General features: G+C 65.7%; 28 protein-coding genes and 1 pseudogene. 2 read left to right on the top strand and 27 right to left on the bottom strand.

From position 1 onward, the window contains the following. Positions 1-29: 29 nt before the first annotated feature. The 23 genes and pseudogenes from ID132_RS05875 to ID132_RS05765 all read right to left on the bottom strand — a co-directional run bounded on the left by ID132_RS05875 (position 30) and on the right by ID132_RS05765 (position 12050). Positions 30-626 carry an adenylate kinase gene (locus tag ID132_RS05875; protein ID WP_125106988.1) on the bottom strand — a complete coding sequence of 199 codons (597 nt, stop codon included), beginning with the start codon at positions 624-626 and terminating at the stop codon, positions 30-32. Next, positions 623-1984 carry a preprotein translocase subunit SecY gene (gene secY / locus ID132_RS05870; protein WP_125106987.1) on the bottom strand — a complete coding sequence of 454 codons (1362 nt, stop codon included), beginning with the start codon at positions 1982-1984 and terminating at the stop codon, positions 623-625. Before secY ends, ID132_RS05875 begins: the two co-directional genes overlap by 4 nt. Positions 1985-2056: 72 nt before the next feature. Next, positions 2057-2527, bottom strand: coding sequence for a 50S ribosomal protein L15 (rplO, locus tag ID132_RS05865; protein WP_125106986.1), 471 nt, complete (start codon positions 2525-2527; stop codon positions 2057-2059). Next, entirely contained in the window at positions 2527-2715 is a 189-nt protein-coding gene (gene rpmD / locus ID132_RS05860) for a 50S ribosomal protein L30 (protein WP_125106985.1), read from the bottom strand. Before rpmD ends, rplO begins: the two co-directional genes overlap by 1 nt. Beyond that, positions 2715-3407, bottom strand: a complete 693-nt coding sequence (gene rpsE, locus ID132_RS05855) for a 30S ribosomal protein S5 (protein WP_125107446.1) — start codon at positions 3405-3407, stop codon at positions 2715-2717. Before rpsE ends, rpmD begins: the two co-directional genes overlap by 1 nt. A 32-nt stretch (positions 3408-3439) precedes the next feature. Then, positions 3440-3799, bottom strand: a complete 360-nt coding sequence (rplR, locus tag ID132_RS05850) for a 50S ribosomal protein L18 (protein ID WP_125106984.1) — start codon at positions 3797-3799, stop codon at positions 3440-3442. Positions 3800-3801: 2 nt separating this feature from the next. Beyond that, on the bottom strand, positions 3802-4338 hold the full coding sequence (rplF, locus tag ID132_RS05845) for a 50S ribosomal protein L6 (RefSeq protein WP_125106983.1): 537 nt from the start codon (positions 4336-4338) through the stop codon (positions 3802-3804). Between the two features lie 6 nt (positions 4339-4344). After that, complete coding sequence (rpsH, locus tag ID132_RS05840; RefSeq protein WP_125106982.1) at positions 4345-4743, bottom strand: 30S ribosomal protein S8; 399 nt, start codon at positions 4741-4743, stop codon at positions 4345-4347. 106 nt (positions 4744-4849) lie between these two features. Next, positions 4850-5431, bottom strand: a complete 582-nt coding sequence (gene rplE, locus ID132_RS05835) for a 50S ribosomal protein L5 (protein WP_125106981.1) — start codon at positions 5429-5431, stop codon at positions 4850-4852. A gap of 66 nt (positions 5432-5497) precedes the next feature. Next, a pseudogene (gene rplX / locus ID132_RS05830) lies at positions 5498-5836 on the bottom strand (50S ribosomal protein L24); the annotation flags it as partial. 3 nt (positions 5837-5839) lie between these two features. Next, on the bottom strand, positions 5840-6208 hold the full coding sequence (rplN, locus tag ID132_RS05825) for a 50S ribosomal protein L14 (protein ID WP_125106979.1): 369 nt from the start codon (positions 6206-6208) through the stop codon (positions 5840-5842). A gap of 43 nt (positions 6209-6251) precedes the next feature. Further along, positions 6252-6557: a 30S ribosomal protein S17 gene (gene rpsQ / locus ID132_RS05820; RefSeq protein WP_125106978.1), complete on the bottom strand. Its 306-nt coding sequence runs from the start codon at positions 6555-6557 to the stop codon at positions 6252-6254. Next, the gene (rpmC, locus tag ID132_RS05815; protein ID WP_125106977.1) at positions 6557-6856 is read right to left on the bottom strand and encodes a 50S ribosomal protein L29; all 300 of its coding nucleotides are present in this window, start codon (positions 6854-6856) and stop codon (positions 6557-6559) included. The genes rpsQ and rpmC overlap by 1 nt, the downstream gene beginning before the upstream one ends. A 2-nt stretch (positions 6857-6858) precedes the next feature. Beyond that, positions 6859-7275, bottom strand: a complete 417-nt coding sequence (rplP, locus tag ID132_RS05810; protein WP_125106976.1) for a 50S ribosomal protein L16 — start codon at positions 7273-7275, stop codon at positions 6859-6861. 3 nt (positions 7276-7278) lie between these two features. Continuing rightward, a complete protein-coding gene (rpsC, locus tag ID132_RS05805; RefSeq protein ID WP_125106975.1) occupies positions 7279-8031 on the bottom strand; it encodes a 30S ribosomal protein S3 in 753 nt (250 codons plus the stop codon). Next, entirely contained in the window at positions 8031-8408 is a 378-nt protein-coding gene (gene rplV, locus ID132_RS05800) for a 50S ribosomal protein L22 (protein ID WP_125106974.1), read from the bottom strand. Before rplV ends, rpsC begins: the two co-directional genes overlap by 1 nt. 23 nt (positions 8409-8431) lie before the next feature. After that, entirely contained in the window at positions 8432-8713 is a 282-nt protein-coding gene (rpsS, locus tag ID132_RS05795) for a 30S ribosomal protein S19 (RefSeq protein WP_019619546.1), read from the bottom strand. A 15-nt stretch (positions 8714-8728) separates the two neighbouring features. After that, complete coding sequence (gene rplB, locus ID132_RS05790; protein WP_125106973.1) at positions 8729-9568, bottom strand: 50S ribosomal protein L2; 840 nt, start codon at positions 9566-9568, stop codon at positions 8729-8731. 18 nt (positions 9569-9586) lie between these two features. Then, on the bottom strand, positions 9587-9886 hold the full coding sequence (gene rplW, locus ID132_RS05785; protein WP_125106972.1) for a 50S ribosomal protein L23: 300 nt from the start codon (positions 9884-9886) through the stop codon (positions 9587-9589). Beyond that, on the bottom strand, positions 9883-10533 hold the full coding sequence (gene rplD, locus ID132_RS05780) for a 50S ribosomal protein L4 (RefSeq protein WP_125106971.1): 651 nt from the start codon (positions 10531-10533) through the stop codon (positions 9883-9885). The genes rplW and rplD overlap by 4 nt, the downstream gene beginning before the upstream one ends. Positions 10534-10537: 4 nt before the next feature. Next, positions 10538-11191: a 50S ribosomal protein L3 gene (gene rplC, locus ID132_RS05775; RefSeq protein ID WP_125106970.1), complete on the bottom strand. Its 654-nt coding sequence runs from the start codon at positions 11189-11191 to the stop codon at positions 10538-10540. 8 nt (positions 11192-11199) lie between these two features. Continuing rightward, complete coding sequence (rpsJ, locus tag ID132_RS05770) at positions 11200-11508, bottom strand: 30S ribosomal protein S10 (RefSeq protein ID WP_019619551.1); 309 nt, start codon at positions 11506-11508, stop codon at positions 11200-11202. Positions 11509-11711: 203 nt separating this feature from the next. Beyond that, positions 11712-12050 (bottom strand): hypothetical protein, encoded by a 339-nt coding sequence (locus ID132_RS05765; protein WP_193128105.1) that lies wholly within the window; start codon positions 12048-12050, stop codon positions 11712-11714. A gap of 146 nt (positions 12051-12196) precedes the next feature. Here ID132_RS05765 and ID132_RS05760 point away from each other — a divergent pair, with 146 nt between their 5' ends. Beyond that, entirely contained in the window at positions 12197-14059 is a 1863-nt protein-coding gene (locus ID132_RS05760; RefSeq protein ID WP_211198291.1) for an ATP-binding protein, read from the top strand. A 62-nt stretch (positions 14060-14121) separates the two neighbouring features. Beyond that, the gene (locus ID132_RS05755; protein WP_125106968.1) at positions 14122-14892 is read left to right on the top strand and encodes an isocitrate lyase/PEP mutase family protein; all 771 of its coding nucleotides are present in this window, start codon (positions 14122-14124) and stop codon (positions 14890-14892) included. Here the strand turns inward: ID132_RS05755 and ID132_RS05750 are convergent. The 4 genes from ID132_RS05750 to ID132_RS14740 form a co-directional block, all read right to left on the bottom strand. Next, on the bottom strand, positions 14889-15872 hold the full coding sequence (locus tag ID132_RS05750) for a class C sortase (RefSeq protein WP_193128104.1): 984 nt from the start codon (positions 15870-15872) through the stop codon (positions 14889-14891). The two genes, ID132_RS05755 and ID132_RS05750, sit on opposite strands and share 4 nt — an antisense overlap. Next, positions 15869-16147 (bottom strand): hypothetical protein, encoded by a 279-nt coding sequence (locus ID132_RS05745; protein ID WP_125106966.1) that lies wholly within the window; start codon positions 16145-16147, stop codon positions 15869-15871. The genes ID132_RS05750 and ID132_RS05745 overlap by 4 nt, the downstream gene beginning before the upstream one ends. Before the next feature lie 129 nt (positions 16148-16276). Further along, a complete protein-coding gene (locus tag ID132_RS05740) occupies positions 16277-17698 on the bottom strand; it encodes a SpaH/EbpB family LPXTG-anchored major pilin (RefSeq protein ID WP_235988343.1) in 1422 nt (473 codons plus the stop codon). A 99-nt stretch (positions 17699-17797) separates the two neighbouring features. After that, entirely contained in the window at positions 17798-19432 is a 1635-nt protein-coding gene (locus ID132_RS14740; protein ID WP_459562449.1) for a SpaA isopeptide-forming pilin-related protein, read from the bottom strand. Positions 19433-22456: the final 3024 nt, after the last annotated feature.

Below are 22456 nucleotides of genomic sequence, written 5' to 3'. Positions count from 1 at the left end.
TTTAGGATCACCCCCTCCTCACGCTGCTGTTAGGCGCGCGGCACTCGTGCCTCGAGCGCGTCGAGGATGCGCTGCGCGACTTCCTCAACCGTGCCCATGCCGTCAACCTTGACGAGGGAGCCGCGCTGTTCGTACACGCCGAGGATCGGCGCCGTTTCGTTCGCGTAGACCTCCTGGCGGTGGCGGATGACCTCTTCGGTGTCGTCGACGCGACCGAGCTCCTGCGCGCGCTTGAGCAGGCGGGCGACCACGGCATCCGTGTCGACCTCGAGCTGCACGACCGCGTCGATCGCCTGGCCCTCGGCCTCGAGCAGCCCCGTGAGGAATTCGACCTGGCCGAGCGTGCGCGGATAGCCGTCGAGCAGGAAGCCGCCCTTGGCGTCGTCCTGGCCGATGCGGTCCTGCACGAGCTCGTTCGTCAGCGAGTCGGGCACGAGCTCACCAGCGGCAGTGATCTCCTGCACCTTCTTGCCGAGCTCGGTGCCGTTCTTGATGTTCTCGCGGAAGATGTCTCCAGTCGAGATGGCGGGAATGCCGTAGGCATCGGCGAGGCCGGTTGCCTGGGTGCCCTTGCCTGCGCCGGGAGGGCCAACAATCAGCAGTCGAGCGGGTGCAGTTTGCGTCATCGCAGAAGTCCTTCGTAGTTGCGTTGCTGGAGCTGGGCGTCGATCTGTTTCACGGTTTCAAGACCGACACCGACGAGGATCAGGATAGACGCACCGCCGAGGGGGAAGTTCTGGTTCGCCGAAACCGTGGCGAGCGCGATGAGCGGCAGCAGCGCAATAATGCCGAGGTAGATCGACCCTGGGAAGGTGATGCGGTTGAGCACGTGCGCGAGGTAGTCGGCGGTCGGCTGGCCGGCTCGGATACCGGGCACAAAGCCGCCCTGACGGCGCATGTTCTCGGCGACCTCATCGGGGTTGAACGCGATGTAGACGTAGAAGTAGGCGAACCCAATGATGAGCAGGAAGTACGTCAGCATGTACGGCCAGGTGTCGCCCGAAACGAAGTTGTTCTGAATCCAGATGACCCACTCGGGCGCGGTCGTGCCATCGGTCGGCGTGTTAAATTGCGCGACGAGCGACGGCAGCATCAGCAGCGACGATGCGAAGATGACCGGGATCACGCCGGCCTGGTTTACCTTGATCGGGATGTAGGTCGACTGGCCGCCATAGGTGCGGCGACCGACCATGCGGCGCGCGTACTGCACCGGGATGCGTCGCTGCGACTGCTCGACGTAGATGACGGCCACAAGCACGAGGAACGCGAGCACGATCACGACCGCAAAGGTGATGCCGCCGCCGGTGCCACTCATCAGCGACCACATGGCCTGCGGGAATGAGGCACAGATCGAAGTGAAGATGAGTAGGGACATGCCGTTGCCGACGCCGCGTTCGGTGATGAGCTCGCCGAACCACATGATGGCGGCGGTTCCCGCGGTCATGGCGGTGACCATGATGATCATGCGGATGATGTTGGTCGTCACGTCGAAGCCAGTCGTCTCGGCAACGAGGTCGAGGACGTTCGAACAGGCCGCGTCGGTGTTGGCGCCGAAGAGGCCACCCGTGCGGGCGACGGTGAGCAGCGTAGTCGCCTGCAGCACCGCGAGGGCGATGGTGAGGTAACGCGTGTACTGCGTCAGCTTCGTCTGGCCCGACTGGCCCTCCTTGTGGAGCGCCTCAAAGTGCGGCACGACGACTCGGAGCAGCTGGATGATGATCGACGCGGTGATGTACGGCATGATGCCGAGTGCGAAGATCGACAGCTGCATGAGCGCGCCGCCCGAGAAGAGGTTGAGCATCGAGAACAGGTTCGTCTGTCCGTCGGTGTTCATGCCGTCCACACAGGTCTGCACGTTCGCGAAGTTCACGTGCGGCGCCGGGATGGTGGTACCCAACCGGTAAAGGGCGATCATGCCGAGTGTGAACAGGATCTTGCGTCGAAGATCCGGCGTTCGAAACACCCGTGAGATAGCACTGAACACGCGGGAAGCCTGCTTTCCTAATGTGGACAAACGAGAACGGGGCCGGTGAAAGCCGGCCCCGTTCTCGGGAAATTACTTGATGGAGCCGCCAGCGTCGACGATCTTCTGCTCTGCTGAGCTCGAGACCTTGTCGACGGCAACATTCAGCTTAACGGTTACTTCGCCAGTACCGAGAACCTTGACGAGCTCGTTCTTGCGAACGAGGCCCTTCTTCACGAGGTCCTCGATGGTGACGTCGCCACCCTGCGGGTAGGCCTGCTCCAGCTGGAACAGGTTCACCACCTGGTACTCCTTGCGGAACGGGTTCTTGAACCCGCGCAGCTTCGGGGTACGCATGTGCTGTGGCATCTGGCCACCCTCGAATCCGAGGCGCACGGTCGTACGAGCCTTCGAACCCTTGGTACCGCGACCAGCGGTCTTGCCCTTCGAGCCCTCACCGCGACCCTTACGGATGCGCGACTTCTTGGCTCCCGGAGCCGGACGGAGGTCGTGCAGCTTGAGCTTGCCTTCCTCGGGTCCGGTCGTGTTCTCGTTGTTCGTCATTATTCGTTGATCTCCTCAACCTTGACCAGGTGAGCGACCGCACGCACATAGCCACGCAGCTGCTGGCTGTCCTCACGGACAACCGAGTCGCCGATGCGCTTCAGGCCGAGCGAGCGCAGGGTTTCGCGCTGGTTCTGCTTTTCGCTAATGACCGACTTGATCTGGGTCACCTTGAGAGTCGTAGCCATTAGGCACCAACCTTTGCAGACTTGGCGGCCTCGTCGGCGGCGCGTGCCTGGTCGCGCAGGATGCGCTCCGGCACGACGTGCTCGACGTCGAGGCCACGACGGGCGGCGACGGCACGCGGCTCTTCGAGCAGCTTGAGCGCCTCAACCGTCGCGTGGACGATGTTGATGGTGTTCGACGAGCCGAGCGACTTGCTCAGGATGTCGTGGATACCAGCGCACTCGAGCACGGCGCGGACGGGACCACCTGCGATAACACCGGTACCCTGCGCGGCCGGGCGGAGGAGGACGACGCCAGCGCCGGCCTCACCCTGCACGGGGTGCGGGATGGTCTTGAGCACGCGGGGAACGCGGAAGAAGTTTTTCTTCGCTTCCTCGACGCCCTTCGCGATTGCCAGGGGCACTTCGCGTGCCTTGCCGTAGCCGACGCCCACGAGACCGTTGCCATCGCCAACGACGACGAGCGCGGTGAAGCTGAAGCGACGACCACCCTTGACGACCTTGGAGACGCGGTTGATGGTGACAACGCGCTCGAGGAACTCGTTTGCCTTGTCGTCCTCGCGGCCACGGCCACCACGGCCGCCACGGCCGCCGTCGCGCTGCTGGCGGTCGCGGTTGCCGCTGCGGCGCTCGCGTCCGTCTTCACGCAGGTTGGTCTCGCTCGAAGCGGCGGTCTCAACCGGGGTGTCGGTCATGTTGTCGGGGACGTTGTTCGTGTTGTTCTCGGTCACAGGTTCAGCCCTGCCTCTCGTGCTCCATCGGCAATCGCGGCGACACGGCCGGCGTACTTGTTTCCACCACGGTCGAACACGACGGTCTCGACTCCGGCTTCCTTGGCGCGCTCGGCAACCAGTTCGCCGACGCGACGAGCCTTGGCGGTCTTGTCACCGTCGAAGCTGCGAAGCTCGGCTTCCATGGTCGAGGCCGACGCGAGGGTGTGACCCTGGGCGTCGTCGATGACCTGGACGAACACGTGGCGAGCGGAACGGGTAACGGACAGACGGGGGCGCGCTGCGGTGCCCTCGATCTTCTTGCGCAGCCGGTTATGGCGACGGCCACGGGCGGCCTGCTTGCTCTGCTGAGCCATGCTTACTTACCAGCCTTTCCGGCCTTGCGGCGTACCTGCTCGCCCGCGTAGCGGATGCCCTTGCCCTTGTAGGGCTCCGGCGGACGAATCTTGCGGATGTTCGCAGCGGTCTCGCCGACCAGCTGCTTGTCGATGCCCGAGATCGAGATCTTGTTCTGACCCTCGACCTTGAAGGTGATGCCTTCGGGGGCGGGCACGTTGACCGGGTGCGAGAAGCCAAGCGCGAACTCGAGGTCCGAGCCCTTGGCCATCACGCGGTAACCGGTTCCAACGACCTCGAGGTCCTTGGTGTAACCAGCGGTCACGCCGATGATGTTGTTGAAGATGAGGGTGCGGGTCAGACCGTGCAGGGCACGCGACTCACGCTCGTCGTCGGGGCGGGTGACGAGCACCTGGCCTTCTTCGACCTTCACCTCGATGGGCTGGGCGACGGTGAGTTTGAGCTCACCCTTGGGGCCCTTAACCGAGACGAGTGCGCCGTCAAGCTTGACCTCAACGCCGGCGGGAATTTCGATGGGGAGACGTCCAATACGCGACATTCTGGATCACCATACGTAGGCGAGGACTTCCCCACCCACGCCCTTCTGCTCGGCCTCGCGGTCAGTCAGCATGCCGGAGGAAGTGGACAGGATCGCGATGCCGAGGCCACCAAGAACGGTGGGCAGCTCGGTCGACTTCGCGTAGACGCGCAGACCCGGCTTCGAGACGCGCTTGATGCCCGACAGAGCGGGGCGGCGGTCCTGGCCGAACTTGAGCGAGACGCTGAGGGTCTCACCAACGCGAGCGTCCTCGACGCTCCAGTCGGTGATGTAACCCTCGCGCTTGAGGATCTCTGCGATGTTCTTCTTGAGCTTCGAACCCGGCATCGACACTGCGTCGTGGTGGGCGTTGCTCGCGTTGCGCAGACGGGTAAGCATGTCTGCGACGGGGTCGGTCATAGTCATGACTCGATATTTCCTTTCGCCTGGTTTCGACGCGCCGTACACGGCACGCCGACCTGTGGTGTTGCCCGCCGGGGGTTCCCGGCGGGCAATGGGCCAAACGTAGAGTCTACTTCAGGCCCGCGGTGAAGGGGAAGCCGAGAGCGCGAAGCAGTGCGCGGCCGCTCTCGTCGTCCTTCGCGGTGGTGACCACGGTGATGTCCATACCGCGGGTGCGGTCGATCCGGTCCGGGTCGATCTCGTGGAACATAACCTGCTCCGTGAGACCAAAGGTGTAGTTGCCGTTGCCGTCAAACTGCTTGTCCGAGAGACCGCGGAAGTCGCGGATACGGGGCAGTGCGAGCGCCAGGAGGCGGTCGAGGAACTCCCACATGCGGTCACCGCGGAGGGTGACGTGGGTACCGATGGGCTGGCCTTCGCGAAGCTTGAACTGCGCGATCGACTTGCGCGCGCGGGTCACCTTCGGCTTCTGGCCGGTGATCTGGGTAAGGTCGCTGATCGCGCCCTCGATCACCTTGCCGTCACGAGCTGCCTCGCCAACACCCATGTTCACGACGATCTTCTCGAGACCCGGAATCTGGTGAACGTTGGCAACACCGAGCTCCTCCTGGAGCTTGGCCTTGAGTTCGTTGCGGTACTTGACCTTGAGTCGGGGCTGGATTTTGCCAGCCACCGTGGCAGTGTCAGTCATCTGCTACTCGCTGTCCTTCTTTGCTGCGGTCTTCTTCGTGGTCTTCTTCGCCGGCGCGGCAGCTGCGCTGTCGCGACGCGACGCCTTGAACTCACGAGTACGAACCGTCTTGGTAACGCCACCCTCGGTGACCTCTTCGACCTTGACGCCCACGCGGGCGGGCTTCCCGGTCTCGGGGTTCACGAGTGCAACGTTCGAAACGTGGATGGGGGCCTCGACGGTCTCGATGCCACCGGTCTTCGAACCACGCTGCGTCTGGCCGACGCGAGTGTGCTTCGTGGCGTAGTTGACGCCTTCAACGATGACGCGGCTCTGCGCGACGAGGACCTCGAGGACCTTGCCCTGCTTGCCCTTGTCGCTGCCGCTGATGACCTCGACGAGGTCGCCCTTGCGAATCTTCGCCATGAGTTAGAGCACCTCCGGAGCGAGCGAAATAATCTTCATGAACCGCTTGTCGCGCAGCTCACGGCCGATCGGGCCGAAGATGCGCGTACCGCGCGGTTCACCGTCGTTCTTGAGAATCACGGCAGCGTTCTCGTCGAACTTGATGTACGAACCGTCGACGCGACGGGTGGCCTTCTTCGTGCGAACGACGACCGCCTTGACGACGTCGCCCTTCTTCACGTTGCCGCCGGGGATCGCGTCCTTGACGGTCGCGACGATGACGTCACCGAGGCCGGCGTAGCGGCGACCCGAGCCACCCAGAACGCGGATGGTGAGGATCTCCTTGGCGCCGGTGTTATCGGCGACGCGGAGGCGGGATTCCTGCTGAATCATGTGTCAGTCTCCTTGGCTGTGTCCAGGCTTCGTAGGCGAAGGCCTACTTCGCCTTCTCGAGGATCTCGACCAGCCGCCAGCGCTTGGAAGCGCTGAGGGGACGGGTCTCGGCGATGAGCACGAGGTCGCCGATGCCGGCGGTGTTCTGCTCGTCGTGCGCCTTGATCTTGGTGGAGCGGCGGAGCACCTTGCCATAAAGGGGGTGCTTCACGCGGTCCTCGACCAGCACAGTGATGGTCTTTTCCATCTTGTCGCTGGTGACGTAGCCGCGGCGGGTCTTGCGGTAGTTGCGGTGCTGCGCGGCAGCCTCGTTGACCTCGGCAGCCGACGCGTTCGTGGTCTCAGCCATTAGTTGGTCTCCTCGTTCTCGGCCTTCTCAGCCTTCTTCGCGCGAGTCTTCTTGGCCGGCTTCTCAGCAGCGGCCGGAGTCGCACGGATGCCGAGCTCGCGCTCACGGATGACCGTGTAGATGCGAGCGATGTCGCGCTTCACGGCGCGGATGCGGCCGCGCTCTTCGCCCTGACCGGTGGCGGCCTGGAAGCGCAGGTTGAACAGCTCTTCCTTGGCCTTCTTCAGCTCGTCGGTAAGACGGCCGTTCTCAAAGGTGTCGAGCTCGGTAATGGCGAGCTCCTTCGATCCAATCGCCATGTCTACTCGCCTTCCTCACGGGTAATGATGCGTGCCTTGAGCGGCAGCTTGTGGATTGCGCGCATGAGTGCTTCGCGGGCCAGTTCCTCGTCAACGCCGCCGACCTCGAAGAGGACGCGACCGGGCTTGACGTTGGCGACCCACCACTCAGGCGAACCCTTACCGGAACCCATGCGGACTTCCGCAGGCTTCTTGGTGAGCGGACGGTCCGGGTAGATGTTGATCCACACCTTGCCGCCACGCTTGATGTGGCGGGTCATGGCGATACGTGCGGCCTCGATCTGGCGGTTCGTGACGTATGCCGGGCTCAAGGCCTGGATGCCGTACTCACCGAAGGAGACCTTGGTGCCACCAGTTGCCTGGCCGCTACGGCCGGGGTGGTGCTGCTTGCGGTACTTAACTCGTCGTGGAATCAGCATGTCTTACGCCTCCGCTCCTGCGGCAACCTGCTCGTTGTTGCGACGGTTGCGACGCGGACGGTCGCCACGGTTGTCGCGCGACGACTTCTGGTTGGCCTGCTCGCGAGCAAGCTCCTTGTTGGTGAGGTCACCCTTGTAGATCCACACCTTGACACCGATGCGACCGTAGGTGGTCTTGGCCTCGTAGAAGCCGTAGTCGATGTTGGCGCGGAGGGTGTGCAGGGGCACGCGGCCCTCGCGGTAGAACTCCGAGCGGCTCATTTCAGCGCCACCCAGACGGCCCGACACCTGGATACGAATACCCTTGGCGCCGGCGCGCTGGGCGCTCTGCAGGCCCTTGCGCATCGCACGGCGGAATGCCACACGACCCACAAGCTGCTCGGCGATGCCCTGTGCGACGAGCTGAGCTTCCTGGTCGGGGTTCTTGACCTCGAGGATGTTCAGCTGGATCTGCTTGCCGGTGAGCTTCTCGAGCTCGCCACGGATGCGCTCGGCCTCGGCACCGCGGCGACCGATCACGATGCCCGGACGGGCGGTGTGAATGTCGACGCGAACGCGATCGCGGGTGCGCTCGATGGCGATGTACGCGATACCGGCGCGGTCAAGCGAGTTGGTGAGGTGCGTCCGGATGCGGATGTCCTCGTTCACGTAGTCCGAGTAGCGCTGACCGGGCTTGGTCGAGTCGGCGTACCAGCGCGAACGGTGGTCAGTTGTGACACCGAGGCGGAAGCCGTACGGATTGATCTTCTGGCCCATTAGTTCGCCGCCTTCTGCTCTTCGGTCTCGGGGGTCGAGACAATGACCGTGATGTGGCTGGTGCGCTTGTTGATGCGACCGGCACGCCCCTGGGCGCGCGGACGGAAGCGCTTGAGGGTGACACCCTCATCGACGAATGCGGTGCTGACGTACAGGTCACGCTCGTCAAGGAACTCGTTCGAGTTGTCAGCCTTGACGCGGGCGTTTGCGATGGCCGAGGCCACGACCTTGTACACCGGCTCCGAAGCACCCTGCGGTGCAAACTTCAGAATGGCAAGCGCTTCGAGCGCCTGCTTGCCGCGGATCAGGTTGACGACGCGGCGAGCCTTCTGAGGGGTAACGCGGATGTGACGCGCGCGGGCGATCGACTCCACCATAATTTCCTCCTTCACGCCCCCGCTTAGCGGCGGCGACCCTTCTTGTCGTCCTTCACGTGACCGCGGAAGGTGCGGGTCGGTGCGAACTCACCGAGCTTGTGGCCAACCATCGTCTCGGTAACGAATACCGGGATGTGCTTGCGACCGTCGTGCACGGCGATCGTGTGGCCGAGCATGTCGGGCACAATCATCGATCGGCGCGACCAGGTCTTGATGACATTCTTCGAACCGGCTTCGTTCTGCTTCAGCACCTTCTGCAGCAGGTGCTCGTCAACGAAGGGGCCCTTCTTCAGACTGCGAGGCATCTTCTTGAACTCCTACTACTTGCGCTTCTTGCCAGTCGGGCGACGGCGGACAATGAGCTTGTCCGAGTCCTTGTTGGGCTTGCGGGTGCGGCCCTCAGGCTTACCCCACGGGCTCACCGGGTGACGACCACCCGAGGTACGACCCTCGCCACCACCGTGCGGGTGGTCGATCGGGTTCATGACGACACCACGCACGGTCGGGCGAACGCCCTTCCAGCGCTTACGGCCGGCCTTACCGAGGTCGATGTTCGACTGCTCAGCGTTACCAACCTCGCCGACGGTCGCGCGGCAGCGTGCATCCACGTTGCGAACCTCACCCGAGGGCAGGCGCAGCTGGGCGTAAGGGCCGTCCTTTGCGACGAGGCGGACCGAGGCGCCGGCCGAACGGCCGAGCTTCGCGCCGCCACCGGGGCGCAGCTCAACGGCGTGCACGACGGTACCGGTCGGGATGTTGCGCAGCGGCAAGTTGTTGCCGGGCTTGATGTCGGCGCTGGCGCCCGACTCGATGATGTCGCCCTGCTTGAGCTTGTTCGGCGCGATGATGTATCGCTTGGTGCCGTCGAAGTAGTGCAGGAGCGCGATGCGAGCGGTACGGTTCGGGTCGTACTCAATGTGAGCGACCTTGGCGTTCACGCCGTCCTTGTCGTTACGACGGAAGTCGATCACGCGGTACTGGCGCTTGTGGCCACCACCGATGTGACGGGTCGTGATGCGACCCTGGTTGTTACGACCACCAGTCTTGGGCAGCGGGCGCAGCAGCGACTTCTCGGGGGTCGAGCGGGTGATCTCGGTGAACTCCGAGACCGAACCAGCACGACGACCGGGAGTCGTGGGCTTGAATTTACGAATCGCCATTTTTACTCAGTCCTCCGGTTAGCCGACGTTCGAGAAGATGTCGATAGTGCCGGACTTCAGGGTCACGATGGCGCGCTTGGTGTCCTTGCGCTTGCCCATGCCGAAACGAGTCCGGCGAGTCTTGCCCTGACGGTTAAGGGTGTTGATGCGGTCAACCTGCACGTCGAAGATGCGCTCGATCGCGATCTTGATCTCGGTCTTGTTCGCGTCGGGTGCCACCTCGAAGGTGTACTTGCCCTGGTCGATGAGGCCGTAGCTCTTCTCCGAGATCACCGGGCGGATGATGACATCGCGCGGGTCCTTGTAGATGTCGCTCATGCCTGCAGCTCCTTGTTGGTCTTCGCGGCGACGAAGCCGTCGAACGCGCTCTTGAGGAAGACCACGTCATCGGCAACGAGCACGTCGTATGCGTTCAGCTGGTCCGCCGAGAGCACGTGGGCGTGCTCGATGTTGCGCACCGAACGGCGGGTGACGAGGTCGTCGTGCTCAACGATGACGAGCACGTTGCGGCCTTCGGCAGCGGTACGGAATGCCGAGATCGCGGCCTTGGTCGAGGGTGCCTCGCCGGTCACGAGTTCGGTGAACACGTGCACGCGGCCACCACGAGCGCGGTCCGACAGCGACTGCAGCAGGGCTGCGGCAACCATCTTCTTGGGGGTGCGCTGCGAGTAGTCACGCGGGGTCGGGCCGTGGACGATGCCACCGCCGCGGTGCTGCGGCATGCGGATCGAACCCTGACGGGCGTTACCCGTGCCCTTCTGCTTGAACGGCTTACGGCCGGCGCCCGAGCGCTCGCCGCGGTTCTTGGTCTTGTGCGTACCCTGGCGGGCGGCGGCCTGCTGGGCCACGACCACCTGGTGCACGAGGGGGACGTTCAGCTCGACGTCGAAGAGCTCAGCGGGGAGCTCAACGGTGCCCGACTTCTTGCCGGTTGCGTCGAGGACATCAATGGTGTTGGCAGCCATTTGGCTAGGCCCCCTTCACTGCGTTGCGGACGAAAACAAGGCGGCCCTTGGCGCCGGGAACGGCACCCTTGACCAGCAGCAGACCCCGTTCCACGTCGATGCCGTGGAGGGTGAGGTTCTGGACGGTCACGCGGTCGTGACCCATGCGGCCAGCCATGCGCGTGCCCTTGAAGACACGGCTCGGGGTGGCCGAAGCACCGATCGAGCCGGGCTTGCGGTGGTTCTTGTGCGCACCGTGCGATGCGCTAACGCCCTTGAAGTTGTGGCGCTTCATAACACCGGCGAAACCCTTACCCTTCGACGTACCAACGACGTCGACGAGCTGGCCGGCTTCGAAAAGCTCGACGTTCAGTTCCTGGCCGAGCGCGTAGTCTGCGGCGTCAGCGGTGCGGATTTCAGTTACGTGGCGACGCGGGGTCACGCCGGCGGCCTTGAAGTGGCCAGCGAGGGGCTGCGAAACTTTGCGGAGTTCGATAGCGCCCGCGGCGATCTGAATGGCGTCGTAGCCGTTCTTCTCCTGCGTCATGATCTGGGTCACGACGTTGGGGCTCACCTGAATCACGGTGAGGGGGACGAGACGGTTCTCTGCGTCCCACTGCTGGGTCATGCCCAGCTTGGTGCCGAGCAGCCCCTTGTAGGTCTTAGTAGCGATAGACATGAATCCCTCTAGAGCTTGATCTCGATGTTGACATCGGCCGGAAGGTCGAGGCGCATGAGCGAGTCGACAGCCTTCGGGGTGGGGTCGACAATGTCGATCAGGCGCTTGTGGGTGCGCTTCTCGAACTGCTCGCGGCTGTCCTTGTACTTGTGGGGCGAACGGATAACCGTCACCACGCTCTTTTCCGTCGGAAGCGGGACGGGCCCAATGACGGAGGCACCAGCGCGAGTAACCGTGTCGACGATCTTGCGCGCGGAGCTGTCGATGACCTCGTGGTCATACGACTTCAGTCGGATGCGGATCTTCTGTCCCGCCATGTCCTACTCCTAATTCGTTCGGGCCGGTTTGGCCTCACATGCAATCTCGGCTGTGACCAGCTGAAAAGTGCACCACTGTTTATCTGTCAAGTTCACCTGCCCGGAGCGCTTCGCTCAGGCTGATGTACGGCACGCGGATATGCGCCCGGGCCGTGCTCTCCTGCCGCCGGACTTGCCTGCCTCCGAAAGAGTCGGGCGGCGAGTCACGTGTTCGGCAGTGATCCTGCTGCAGGCCGGGCACAAAGATGCCACGGCACAACGGGAATGTTGAACTGCATCAGTTTAGCCCGCAGTTTTGTGTTCATGCAACCCGGGCGTGTCGGATTTTTGTGAACCCCATGCGCGGCACCATTACCGCGGAGTTCCGCCGCCCACACTCCCCTAGTGTGAGCGATTCGACGGGGAACGAGTTCGTCCAAATAATACGGGATGCGGTGAGCGCCGATCCGACCAATGTCGGCCTGCGCGCCGACCTCGTCGAGCTCCTCCTCGAGCACGACCCGCAGGCGGTCAGCCCCGAACTGGATGCGCTGGCCCAGCACGGCGCGAACCCGCAGACGATCGCGGTGCTCCGGGCCCGCGCNCGGCCGCGAAGCTGCGCGCCGAGAAGACCGGGCAGACCGGCGCGAGCGCATGGCAGCAGGGCGTCGACGCGCAGCCGAGCAGCGCTTGCACCCCGCCCCAGTTTTTGCCACCGAACGAACCGCCGCAGCAGCGGCATCCCGACCCCATCCTTGCGCCGGTCGAGCCGCAGGGCGAGGCGAAGCCGATGTTCGAGGTCGAGCGCCCGCGGGTGCGCCTCGACGACGTCGCGGGCATGCACGAGGTGAAGGCCCACCTCGAGTCGACGTTCCTCGGGCCGATGCGCAACCCCGAGCTCGCGCAGATGTACGGCCAGGTCGCGCGCGGCAGCCTGTTCACGTATGGCCCGCCCGGATGCGGCAAGACGTTCATCGCCCGGGCAATCGCCGGCGAGCTGCAGGCCAACTTCGTGCACGTCACCCTTGCCGACATCATGGGCGCGCACTGGGGCGAGACCGAGAAGGCGATCCACGCGGTGTTCGAGCAGGCCCGCGCCGCGCGTCCCTGCGTCATCTTCTTCGACGAGTTCGACGCGATCGGCGGGCGGCGCACATCGGGCAACGCGAGCTCGAAGTCGCTGCGCATGATGGCGAGCCAGCTGCTCGTCGAGCTCGACGGCGTGGCCGCGTCGAGTGACGGCATCTACGTGCTCGCGGCGACAAACCGGCCGTGGGACATCGACCCCGCGCTGCGCCGCTCCGGCCGCTTCGACCGCACCGTGCTCGTGCTGCCGCCCGACGACGTCGCCCGCGGCGCCATCGTCGCGGGCAGCCTCCGCAACAAGCCGGCCGCGCAGGTCGACATCGGCGAGATCGTGCGGCGTACCCGCGAGTTCTCGGGCGCCGACCTGAGCTACGTCGTCGATACGGCCGTGCAGCAGGGGTTCGCCCACATTATCGGGTACCTCGACGCCGGGCGGTACGACCGAGCGCGCGAACTCGCGAGCGCGGAGCTCGCGCAGGACCCGACCTCGGCCCGGCTCCACGCCGTCATGGCCCGCGCCGAGCTCGGCCTCGAGCACTACGAGGCAGCCGAGCGGCACGCGGGCATCGCGACGCACGACCCCGCGGTGGCCGCGCCCGCGTGGCAGATCGTCAGCAACGCCGTGCGCCACCTGCCGGGGCGGCGGCAGGATGCGCTGGCCGCTGCCGCGAACGCCGTCCGCCTCGACCCCGAGCACTGGGGCTACCACGCGAGCCTCGCCGCGACACTCACCGACGTCGGGCGCCAGCAGGAGGCCCTCGGCGAGGGGCAGATCGCGGTGCAGCTCACGGGCGGCGACCCGGCGGCGTGGGCGGAGGCGACCATGCCCCTCGCCTACCACCAGGCCGCGAACGTCCAGAAGGAATTGGCGCTCGAGACCGCGGCCACGGCGCTCGCCGTCGACCCGACCGATGTGCAGCTCCAGCAGCGCTACCTGCGGGTGCAGTCGATCGCGGGCCGGCACGCGCAGGGGCTCGCGACCGCGCTGTCGGTGCTCCGCGCATCCCCCACCGACCGCTACCCGAGGGTGTTCGCGAGCATCGCGCTCTACCTGCTCGTCTATCGCGCTATCACCCTGCTGCTGCTCGTCACGTTTCTCGTGCCGATGGTCGCGTTCGTGCTGCCGACCACGGTGCTCGGCAGCCCCGACGCGGCGACTTCGTGGACACGGAAACGCCGCCGGTCCTGCACGTCACGATTCGCGTCGCGGGCCTGCTCGGCCTCGTCGGCGTCGCCCTCGCCGTCTACCTTTCCTTCGGCAGGCGCGGGAGCCGCACACCCGCCACGCGCTGTGGACGTTCGCGCGCAAGTCGCTCACGAGCTGGGTCGCCATCATCGGCGTCGGGCTCATCGCGCTGAGCTCCGTGGCAGCAATCGTCCTCGGCCTGCTCTCCTTCTTCGCGGTCGCGCTCCCGTTCCTCATCGCGATCGCGCTCTGGTGGCTTCACGCACCGCTGGCTGGCTCCTCCCCAGCCACAAGAGCTAGCCCCCCATATGAAGGGAGTACTTCGGAGCGAACGCGCATGCGCCGCGCGTACGGTCGGCGCCATGAGCATCCAAGACAAGGCCCTCACCCTCAAGCAGCTCCACGAAGCCGACACCATCCTCCGCGTCGTCAACGTGTGGGACGCGATCACGACCAAGGTCGTGGCCGACCTTCCCGAGACCAAGGCGATCGCGACCGCCGGCCACTCCATCGCCGCGGCCCACGGCTTCGCCGACGGTGAGCTCCCCCTCGACCTCGCGCTCGCCGCGATCGAGCGCATCGTGACCGCGACCGACCTCCCCGTCACCGCCGACCTCGATGCCGGCTTCGGCGACCCCGGCGAGACCGTCCGCCGGGCGATCGGCGTCGGCGCCGTCGGTGCGAACGTCGAGGATCGCCTCGTGCCGTTCGACGAGGCCGTCGCGAACGTCGAGGCCATCGTCGCGGCCGCCGAGGCGGAGGGCGTCGCGTTCCAGCTCAACGCCCGCACCGACGCTCTCGTGCGGGGTGGCGAGCGCCCGCTCGAAGAGAGCCTGCAGGATGCGATTGCTCGCGGCCGCGCGTTCCTCGACGCGGGTGCCTCCCTCGTCTTCGTGCCCGGCGTGCTCGACCGCGCGTCCACCGAGACACTCGTCGACGGGCTCGGCCGCGGCAAGCTCAGCGTGATCGGCCTGCCCGGCGCGCTGCCGGCCGCGGAGTACGAGGCGCTCGGCGTCGCGCGCATCTCCTACGGCCCGACCACGCAGCGGGTGGCCCTACGCGCGTACCGCGACCTCGCATCCGACCTCTACGCCGGCGGCGTGATCCCAGAGGACACCCCCGCGCTCAACTAGGCGTCGTCGGTTTCCTTCCCCTCCCGCGGCGCGGGCTGCGCGGCGTGCCGCCCCTGCGAAGAGCCGCCGAACGCGACGTACGCGCCCGCGAGCAGCACCGACGCGGCCGACCAGACGATCCACCACGGGAATCCCGGCACCTCGGGCGAGTCGACCGACTCCTCGGCGAGCTCGGGCGTGGTGTCGAGCGGCACGCGCGCCGCATGGATGAGCAGGCGATGGCTGTTGATGCCGATCGGCGTGCAGGTCACGAGCGTGAGGAGGTCCTCCCCCGGCTGCATCCGCAGCGACTCGGTATCGGTCGGGATCACGGTGTCGCTGTCGTACATCTCGTACGCGAGCGTTTCGCCGTAGACGTCGATGTAGATGCGGTCGCCCGGCTCCATGCGCGAGAGGTTCGTGAAGAGCACCGCGTCGGCGAGGCCCGAGTGGCCCGTGAGCACCGAGTGCGTGCCTTCGCCACCGACCGGCAGCGAGGTGCCAAAGAGGTGGCCGACGCCCTGCAGCAGGGTCGCTTCGCTCGTGCCGTGGTAGATGGGCAGGTTCACGCCGATCGAGGGGATGCGGATGCGCGCCATGACGCCGGTCGGGATGCCCTCGAGCTGGCGGAGGTACTCCTTGTACTGCTCCGACTGTTCATCGCCGATGCGCATCGTAAACGGGTCGAACGCGGCACCCGAGTTCAGGGTGGCGTTGTACTCGCGGGCGGCCTGCAGCGCCGCGGCGCGGTCCGCGGCCGTGAAGTCGTGCACCTCTGACTGGTACGAGTCGCCGAGGAGGCTCTGGTTCGCCTGCGAGAACCAGCCGGCCATGAACGGATACGTGATGAGCCCGACACCGAGCAGCATCACGATCGCGAGCACGAGCCGCGAGCGCCAGGTGCTCGTGATGCGCTTCGAGTGGTAGGTGCGCAGCTGCTGCAGCTCGACGGCGTCGCCGTCGGACGCGGGCTGGGTGGGCTGTTCCGTGGTCGTGCTCATCGACGCCGCCGCAGGAGGTAGAGGATGATCGCACCGACGACGAGCAGCGCGCCGAGCCCGTAGAACACCATGGCCGGGATGCCCGGCGAGCCGCTGATCGGCTCGAGCGGCACCTCGGTCTCGGCGCTCGCCGCCTGGGTCGCCGAGAACGCGAGCCACGCGATGCCCGCGAGGAGCGCGGCGGTGCCCGCCCCGAGCATCCGCCCGAACGAACGGATGCGCGGTGCGCTCGCCGCTCGGGTTCGAGAGTTCCGCGTTCGGTCACGCTGGGCCATGGCACCGTCCTGCTTGTCGGGCAATCTGCGTCGTTCAAAAGTACGCGAGGCGGAGCGCATCGTGGATGCGTTCCGCCTCGCGGTGTGTTTGGGGGTCANGAGACATGTCTCGGCGGGGCCCAACGTCACCTACGCCGAGGTGTGGTTGCGGCGTGCGCGGAGCGCGAGGCCGAGGCCAATCGCGAGGACCGCGGCGCCGCCGAGGCCGAACAGCAGGGCGCCGTTCGCACCGGTGATCGGCAGCCCAGGGAAGTCCTGCTTGGTGTTGTCGACGGCGATCTCGAACGCGTCCGTGGTCGAGCCCGGCGTCACGGTCACCTCGCGGGGGGTCTGGTCGAGGACGTAACCGGCGGGGGCTTCGATCTCAACGATCCAGTACGAGGTACCCTCGGCGGTGGCCTTGAGGCCGGGGATGGTCACAACGCCGTCCACCGTCTCAAAGGTCGTCTGGTCGGTGGCGCCAACCTGGATCGGGTTGGTGCGCGCAGCGGCGTCAGCCTCGGTCGCGTACACCGAGAACACGGCGCCGTCGAGGAGGTCGTCGTTGGTGGCGTCCTGCTTCACGATGCGCACGGCGCCCCACAGGGTCTCAACCTCGTTGCTGTCAACGTCAGTGCCGTTGATGTTCTGGTTGATGATGTTCGTGATAAAGCCGGCTTCCTCGTCGCCGATGCCGTCGATGCTGTTGACCGTGGTCACGATGTCGAAGGTCAGCTGACCGTTCGAGTTGCCCGTGAGGTAGGTGAGACCAGCCGGGGTGATGGTCAGGGTAACGACGGGGCCGTTCGCGGTGGCCGCTGCCGGGGCGACGGTGTAGTAGCTCGCGTCGAACGCGGCACCCTTGTACTGCACGTTGCTGATCGACACGAAGTCGAGACGCGAGTCGAGGTCATCCGTGAGGACGATCGAGGTGAAGGCGTCGCCCTGGGCAGTGTTGATCTGCGGCACGTTGACGGTGACCGGCCAGGTCACGGTGTCGCCGAGGGCGACGGCGGCCGAGTCGTCCACGGCCTTGACCGGAGCGGTCGTGGTCGTGTTCTTCGGGTAGACGTGGATGTCGTAGACCCAGTTGGTCACGTCGTTGTCGGTGATCGCGGTCGGGACCACGACGACCCACGGGGCGGCCGTGGTCGCGATGTTCGCGGGGGTGCCGTCGGCGAAGGTCGCGTTCGTGACGTCGGTCTCGTAGACGTAGTAGACGCCGACCGGCAGCTCACCGAAGGTGTACTCGCCGTTGTCGGTCACACCGGTGCCGGCCAGGGTGCCGGTCGGGGTCGCCGGCGCCGTCAGCGTGTCGATCGCGTCCCACTGTGCCTGCGTGTAGTTTTCGAGGTCGATGCCCGAGTTGTAGACCTGGAACGCGACGCCGTTGATGAGCTGAGCGCCCGCGGGCACGTCCTGCTCGAGGCCCGTCGCCGGTTCGGTGCTCGGGGTCGTCGGCTGCGAGTACTTGTGGACGGTAATCGAGCCTTCGGCGCCGAAGTCAATGTTGCCCTCGGCNGGCGTTCGCTGCGCCCGCGCCACCGATGATGCCGGCGGTCGCGAGGGCAAGCATGCCGAGGCCAGCGAGGATTCGCTTGCCTAGCGCTTGTGTCTTAACACCCATTTTGGGTCCCTTTCAGTGTGTGAGTTCGGCACGAAGCGCCGGTATTACGAGGTGTAAATCGTGGTGGAGCGGGGGTAGAAGGAAGTTTTTAGGTTTCGAGGAGCGTGTCGCTCGAGTCGTCGCGACGACGCATGAGGAGCCACGCGGTGCCGAGCAGTGCGAGCANCGCCCGCGCCGCCGAAGAGCCAGGGCCCGGCGCCCGAGAACACACCGGTCAGCGGCAGCTCGCCCATGGGCACCTGTTCGTTGACCATGTTCTCGTCGAACGACGCGTTCAGCGCGCTGCCCGAGATGGTGAACTCGTGGACGGTCTCGTCAAGCTGGAACCCGGGAGGCGCCTTCGTTTCAACGAGGGTGTAGTCGCCCCACGCGAGCTCCTGCACGAGGAACTGTCCGGCAGTCGGGTTCTTGTCCGCCGCGGCGGCGCAGTCACCGGTGGTGCAGTCGATCACCGCGATGGCGCCGTTCGGCCCGGTGATGCTCCACTCGGAGCCATCCAGCGCAAGGCCCTGACCATCGCTCTTCTGCCACGTCACCGAGCCCGGCTTGTCCGCGTTCGTGAGCGTGCACTCGACCCGGTCACCAGCAGCGATCGTGATGCCGTTGCTGCTGCTAATCGCAAGATTCGACGTCGCACCGTGACGGTCGGTGACCTTGCAGGTCGTCGACGTCCAGTCGTAGCCAGTCTCGGTGCCCGCGGCTGAGCCCTTCAAGAACTCGCCGAGGGTGTAGTTGCCGGCCGTGACTGTCTGCGTCTGCCCGCTCTCGAACTGGAGGGTCGAGCCCGTCGCGGGTGCGGCGGTCAGGGTCCAGTCACCAGCGTTGGCGGGAGCGCCGTAGTTGATGTCGAAGTCCTTGGTCAGCGTCAGGTTGGTGACGAGCAGCTGGTTCACGTAGGTGCACTCGACCTTGTCGCCGGGCACAATGCCGGTCAGCCCCTGGCTGCTCGCGCTGGCGAGTGCGACTTCGCGCGTGGTGCCATCCAGGTGGGTCACCAGGCAGACGCCCGAGACGAACGCGTAGTTGCTTTGCATCTGCTCGCTCACCGAGACCGTCGCCACGTGGTTCTTGCCCCCGAAGCGGTAGCTCCAGGAGGCGTTACCGGAATCATTGGTCTGCTGAGTCGTCGCCGTCGGCTGCGCGGTGACCGAGCCGGTCGTTGCCGCGGCAGTTGCGCCGACGGTCCAACCCGACTTCGCCACGGAGTTCTCACCGTTGGCGTCCACGACGTCCTTGTGGATCGTCACGTTCGCGATCAGCGGCGAGTTGAAGATCTGACAAATGACCTCCTGGCCACCACTTGGGATCGTCACCGATCCCGAGGTCGCATTGCCCTCGGCGAACTGCACACCATCCAGCAGGCATCGGTACGAAGTCGCGTAGTTGGCGAGATTGGCGCCACCCGCCGCGGTCTCCGCGAAGGTCAACGGGATGTTGCGCACCGTCGGCAGCGGCCCAATGCGCTGCGCCTGGACGCCGCTCGCGTTGCCCGTGGTTGTCGCGTTCGCGATCTGGGTCGACCCCTGGTTCAGCGTGAGCGTGAACTGGTCAGTCGCATTCACACGCCCGCCTTCGACGACCTTCTCGATCGTGATCGTCGGCGGTGACGAGCAGGACGCAAGGTCGGTTCCGCTGTAGTTGCTGCTGGTGACGGTCGAGCCGCCGGTCCAGTCAGGCATGTTGTACGAGCGAATTTCCGTGTCGGACGCGAGGTAGCCCTTGCCGGCCGAGTCGAACGCGATGCCGTTGACGTTGCGCATGGTCGTAAAGCCATTGCTCGAGGAGCTCTGCATGTTGCCGCCGGTGGCCGCCAAGAAGGTGGCGCTGGTCACGCTATACACCGTGCTGGTGGTGCCGGAGCCGTGGACGACGAAGAGGTTGCCAGCGGCGTCGAAGGCGAAGTCACCATTCGCGTTGGTAGTCGCCGCGGTTACCACGGTGCCCTTGAGGGAGATGCGACTGTTCGCAGGCTTCGACGGGTCGTACTCGAAAATCCTGAAATTGCCGTTACTCATGAAGCCGCCGAAATAGTAGAGACCGTTGAGGAGGTTCACTGCACCACCGACAAGGTTCGTACTGGTGTTGTAGTTATTGCCGAGTGACGAGGTGCTGCTGCCAGTGCTCGTCCAGACGCCCGATGCGGTGTCGTAGACCCAAACGGTGCCGTTCTGAGCAGTGCCCGAGCCATCCCGCTGCAGCCCGTAGATCCGTTCTCCGCCCAGGCTCATGCCGAGACCGTTGAAGTTTGTGGTGCCCGCGGAGGTACCGACATTGGTAACGGTGCCGTTAGGCGCGACCTGCTGCAGCTGACCGGCAGCGCTGACGCCGTAGACATAGCCCGGCTCGCACACTGCTGTGGTCACAATCTTTCGGACGGTGAACGTTCCGAAGTTGTGCGTGAGGTTGCCGTTTTGGTCGTTCCAGGTTCCGTAATTCCAATTGGCCGCACCAATGGTCTGAGTATTGTCACCGGATACCACCNGGGGGGCTCACCTGCTGCACCCGGTAGTTGCTTCCGTCGGACAAACGGTTGGTGTTGTTTGTTTCCGCAGCGTAACCGCGGTGCGTGAGCAGCCACTCGCCACCGTCGGTGTCGCGGTCGAGGGAGGTGGCGGCGCAGGAGGAAGCGGCACAATCCGCGATCGGGTCAGCGCTCGTGCCTGTCGTCCAGCTGCCACCGGTTCGATACTGGAATCGGAATGTCGCGCCGGGGACGAGGTTCCCGTCCGTGTCTCGCACGTCCCAATACACGTAGGGCGCCGTTCCGCCATCCGGGCCCACTGCCACGACGTTGGTCTTGTTCTGCGGCTCCGGGGAGGTCGACTCGGACTCGGTGGGAGCCGTGGTTTCCGGCGCCGTCGTGGAGTCGGGAGTCGTGTTCGGCTCGGTGGTCGAGTCGACGGAGTCCTGCGTCTCCGCCGGCTCGCTCGCGGTCGGTGTCGGCGTGGGGGTCGCGCCTTCCGTGGCGGCGAACGCACTCGACGGAACAACCAGGGCCGAGGCGAGCACCACGGCCGTCGAGGCCATGAGGGGCCTCAACCACCGGCGAAACGATACGGACATACCCGGCTCTCCTCCATAGAAAGAACGCGACTTACGGTGTCGCTTTCCCTGCTCGGGCTGCCATCACGAACTCGTTACGACTCGCGAACGATTCCGCATCGGCCAGAAGTTGGGCCCNGCTTAAGGTGTGAGATCACTGAGTCGCAACGGAAAACTACAATTTGCCGATCTTGTGCACTCTCACACAAATCCCGATGACGAAATATGTAGATTGGACGACGATCAATGTGGCGGGTGCATTGATTCTGCAGGGATCACGGCAACGACGACGCGCCGCCTCGCGGGTGCGAGGCGGCGCGTTCCGTGCGTGGCTGACTAGATCTGGAGTTCGTCGAGTCGGCCCTCGTCGCGGAGCTCGAGGTAGTGCTCCACCGCGGTGTCGAGCCAGACCTCGGCGGTCTTGTAGAGGCTCACGACCCAGCCGCTGTCCTCCTCCACCACGGCGATGCCGAGGTCGGTGAGGCCGAGCGCCTCCGCCGGTGCGTAGTCGGAGAGGCACTGTTCTCCCCCACCGGTGCCGTACGAGTTCTGCTGCTCGACGCAGAGGCCGTTGAACGTCACCGACGAGTAGGAGTCCTCGACGACGAGGCCGTCGGGGCGGATCATCGTCACACCGTTCACCTCGAACGACTCGAAGCCACCCGAGACCGAGAACTCCGACGGGCTCGCGTAGCCGGAGCCACCCGAGCCGAAGCCCTGGTAGAGCATCGACATGACGAGGCGCTCGGGGCGGCTCAGCAGCTCGATGGCGGGCTGAGCGTCGCCGCCCGATGTCAGCGAGAACACCGCGTCGAGTGCCTGGAGCCCGGCCTCCTCCGGCGAGTCCGCGCCGTTGCCAGCGACCTCGTCGATGCTCGAGACCTGCTCGCCGCTCGTGCCCGCGAGGGCGTAGTCGACCGTGGTGAGCGCCATGCTCACGTACCACTTGCCGTCCTCGTAGGTCGAGATCAGCGAGTTGGTGTCCTGCTCGGCGAAGTCGACCGTCTGCGGGTACTCCTCGTCGAAGTTGAAGTCGGCGGTGGCCTCGTTCACCGCTTCTTCGGCGTAGTCGATCGCGTCGCCCTCGCTCATGCCCTGGAGCAGCCCACCCTCGTAGGCGAGCGAGCGGATCACGCTCTCCATCGCTGCCGCGATGGCTTCGGTGTCGCCGTCGATCGTGACCGTACCCGAAGTGATGGTGACGCGCTCGACGCCCTCAGTGAGCTCCTCCGTCTCGTACTCGAGGCCCTCGGTCGTGGTCGTCGTCGCGTTGCCAAGGTCGTCGAGCGCGTCGCTGAGGCTGACGCCGTCGCCCGTGTCGCCGAAGTCGCTCTCGAGGAGGCGCTGCGCGGCGGTGCCGAACACGTCGGCCTCGCTCGGGGCCACCATCGCCATGGCGCCGAGGTAGTCGAGCTCGCCGCCCTCGGAGATGAGCGTGTCGACGGCCTCTTCGGCCGAGGCCGCACCGCGGCCCCCGCCCGAAAACAGCGCGATGCCGCCCCAGATCGCGCCGCCGATGACTGCCACNGCGGCGACGGCGGCAACGGGGAGCAGCCAGCGGCGCTTGCGCTTCGGCTGCTCGGCCTGCTGCTGCCACAGGTTGCCCGCGTTCGCGTCGCCGCCGGCGTACCCCTGCGCCGGCTGGTAGCCGTACGCGGCCG

It is taken from the genome of Gulosibacter sediminis (assembly GCF_014904065.1).
Classification (GTDB): Bacteria; Actinomycetota; Actinomycetes; order Actinomycetales; family Microbacteriaceae; genus Gulosibacter; species Gulosibacter sediminis.
Note: the sequence above shows the minus strand (reverse complement) of the source record. Positions and strands in the feature narration are given on the sequence as shown.

Bases quoted from the DNA above. Each gene is read 5' to 3' on its own strand.
- ID132_RS05875 (WP_125106988.1), bottom strand. From the start codon at position 626: ATGACGCAAACTGCACCCGCTCGACTGCTGATTGTTGGCCCTCCCGGC.
- rplO (WP_125106986.1), bottom strand. From the start codon at position 2,527: ATGACGAACAACGAGAACACGACCGGACCCGAGGAAGGCAAGCTCAAG.
- rpmD (WP_125106985.1), bottom strand. From the start codon at position 2,715: ATGGCTACGACTCTCAAGGTGACCCAGATCAAGTCGGTCATTAGCGAA.
- rpsE (WP_125107446.1), bottom strand. From the start codon at position 3,407: ATGACCGACACCCCGGTTGAGACCGCCGCTTCGAGCGAGACCAACCTG.
- rplR (WP_125106984.1), bottom strand. From the start codon at position 3,799: ATGGCTCAGCAGAGCAAGCAGGCCGCCCGTGGCCGTCGCCATAACCGG.
- rplF (WP_125106983.1), bottom strand. From the start codon at position 4,338: ATGTCGCGTATTGGACGTCTCCCCATCGAAATTCCCGCCGGCGTTGAG.
- rpsH (WP_125106982.1), bottom strand. From the start codon at position 4,743: ATGACTATGACCGACCCCGTCGCAGACATGCTTACCCGTCTGCGCAAC.
- rplE (WP_125106981.1), bottom strand. From the start codon at position 5,431: ATGACTGACACTGCCACGGTGGCTGGCAAAATCCAGCCCCGACTCAAG.
- rplN (WP_125106979.1), bottom strand. From the start codon at position 6,208: ATGATTCAGCAGGAATCCCGCCTCCGCGTCGCCGATAACACCGGCGCC.
- rpsQ (WP_125106978.1), bottom strand. From the start codon at position 6,557: ATGGCTGAGACCACGAACGCGTCGGCTGCCGAGGTCAACGAGGCTGCC.
- rpmC (WP_125106977.1), bottom strand. From the start codon at position 6,856: ATGGCGATTGGATCGAAGGAGCTCGCCATTACCGAGCTCGACACCTTT.
- rplP (WP_125106976.1), bottom strand. From the start codon at position 7,275: ATGCTGATTCCACGACGAGTTAAGTACCGCAAGCAGCACCACCCCGGC.
- rpsC (WP_125106975.1), bottom strand. From the start codon at position 8,031: ATGGGCCAGAAGATCAATCCGTACGGCTTCCGCCTCGGTGTCACAACT.
- rplV (WP_125106974.1), bottom strand. From the start codon at position 8,408: ATGGTGGAGTCGATCGCCCGCGCGCGTCACATCCGCGTTACCCCTCAG.
- rpsS (WP_019619546.1), bottom strand. From the start codon at position 8,713: ATGCCTCGCAGTCTGAAGAAGGGCCCCTTCGTTGACGAGCACCTGCTG.
- rplB (WP_125106973.1), bottom strand. From the start codon at position 9,568: ATGGCGATTCGTAAATTCAAGCCCACGACTCCCGGTCGTCGTGCTGGT.
- rplW (WP_125106972.1), bottom strand. From the start codon at position 9,886: ATGAGCGACATCTACAAGGACCCGCGCGATGTCATCATCCGCCCGGTG.
- rplD (WP_125106971.1), bottom strand. From the start codon at position 10,533: ATGGCTGCCAACACCATTGATGTCCTCGACGCAACCGGCAAGAAGTCG.
- rplC (WP_125106970.1), bottom strand. From the start codon at position 11,191: ATGTCTATCGCTACTAAGACCTACAAGGGGCTGCTCGGCACCAAGCTG.
- rpsJ (WP_019619551.1), bottom strand. From the start codon at position 11,508: ATGGCGGGACAGAAGATCCGCATCCGACTGAAGTCGTATGACCACGAG.
- ID132_RS05755 (WP_125106968.1), top strand. From the start codon at position 14,122: ATGAGCATCCAAGACAAGGCCCTCACCCTCAAGCAGCTCCACGAAGCC.
- ID132_RS05750 (WP_193128104.1), bottom strand. From the start codon at position 15,872: ATGAGCACGACCACGGAACAGCCCACCCAGCCCGCGTCCGACGGCGAC.
- ID132_RS05745 (WP_125106966.1), bottom strand. From the start codon at position 16,147: ATGGCCCAGCGTGACCGAACGCGGAACTCTCGAACCCGAGCGGCGAGC.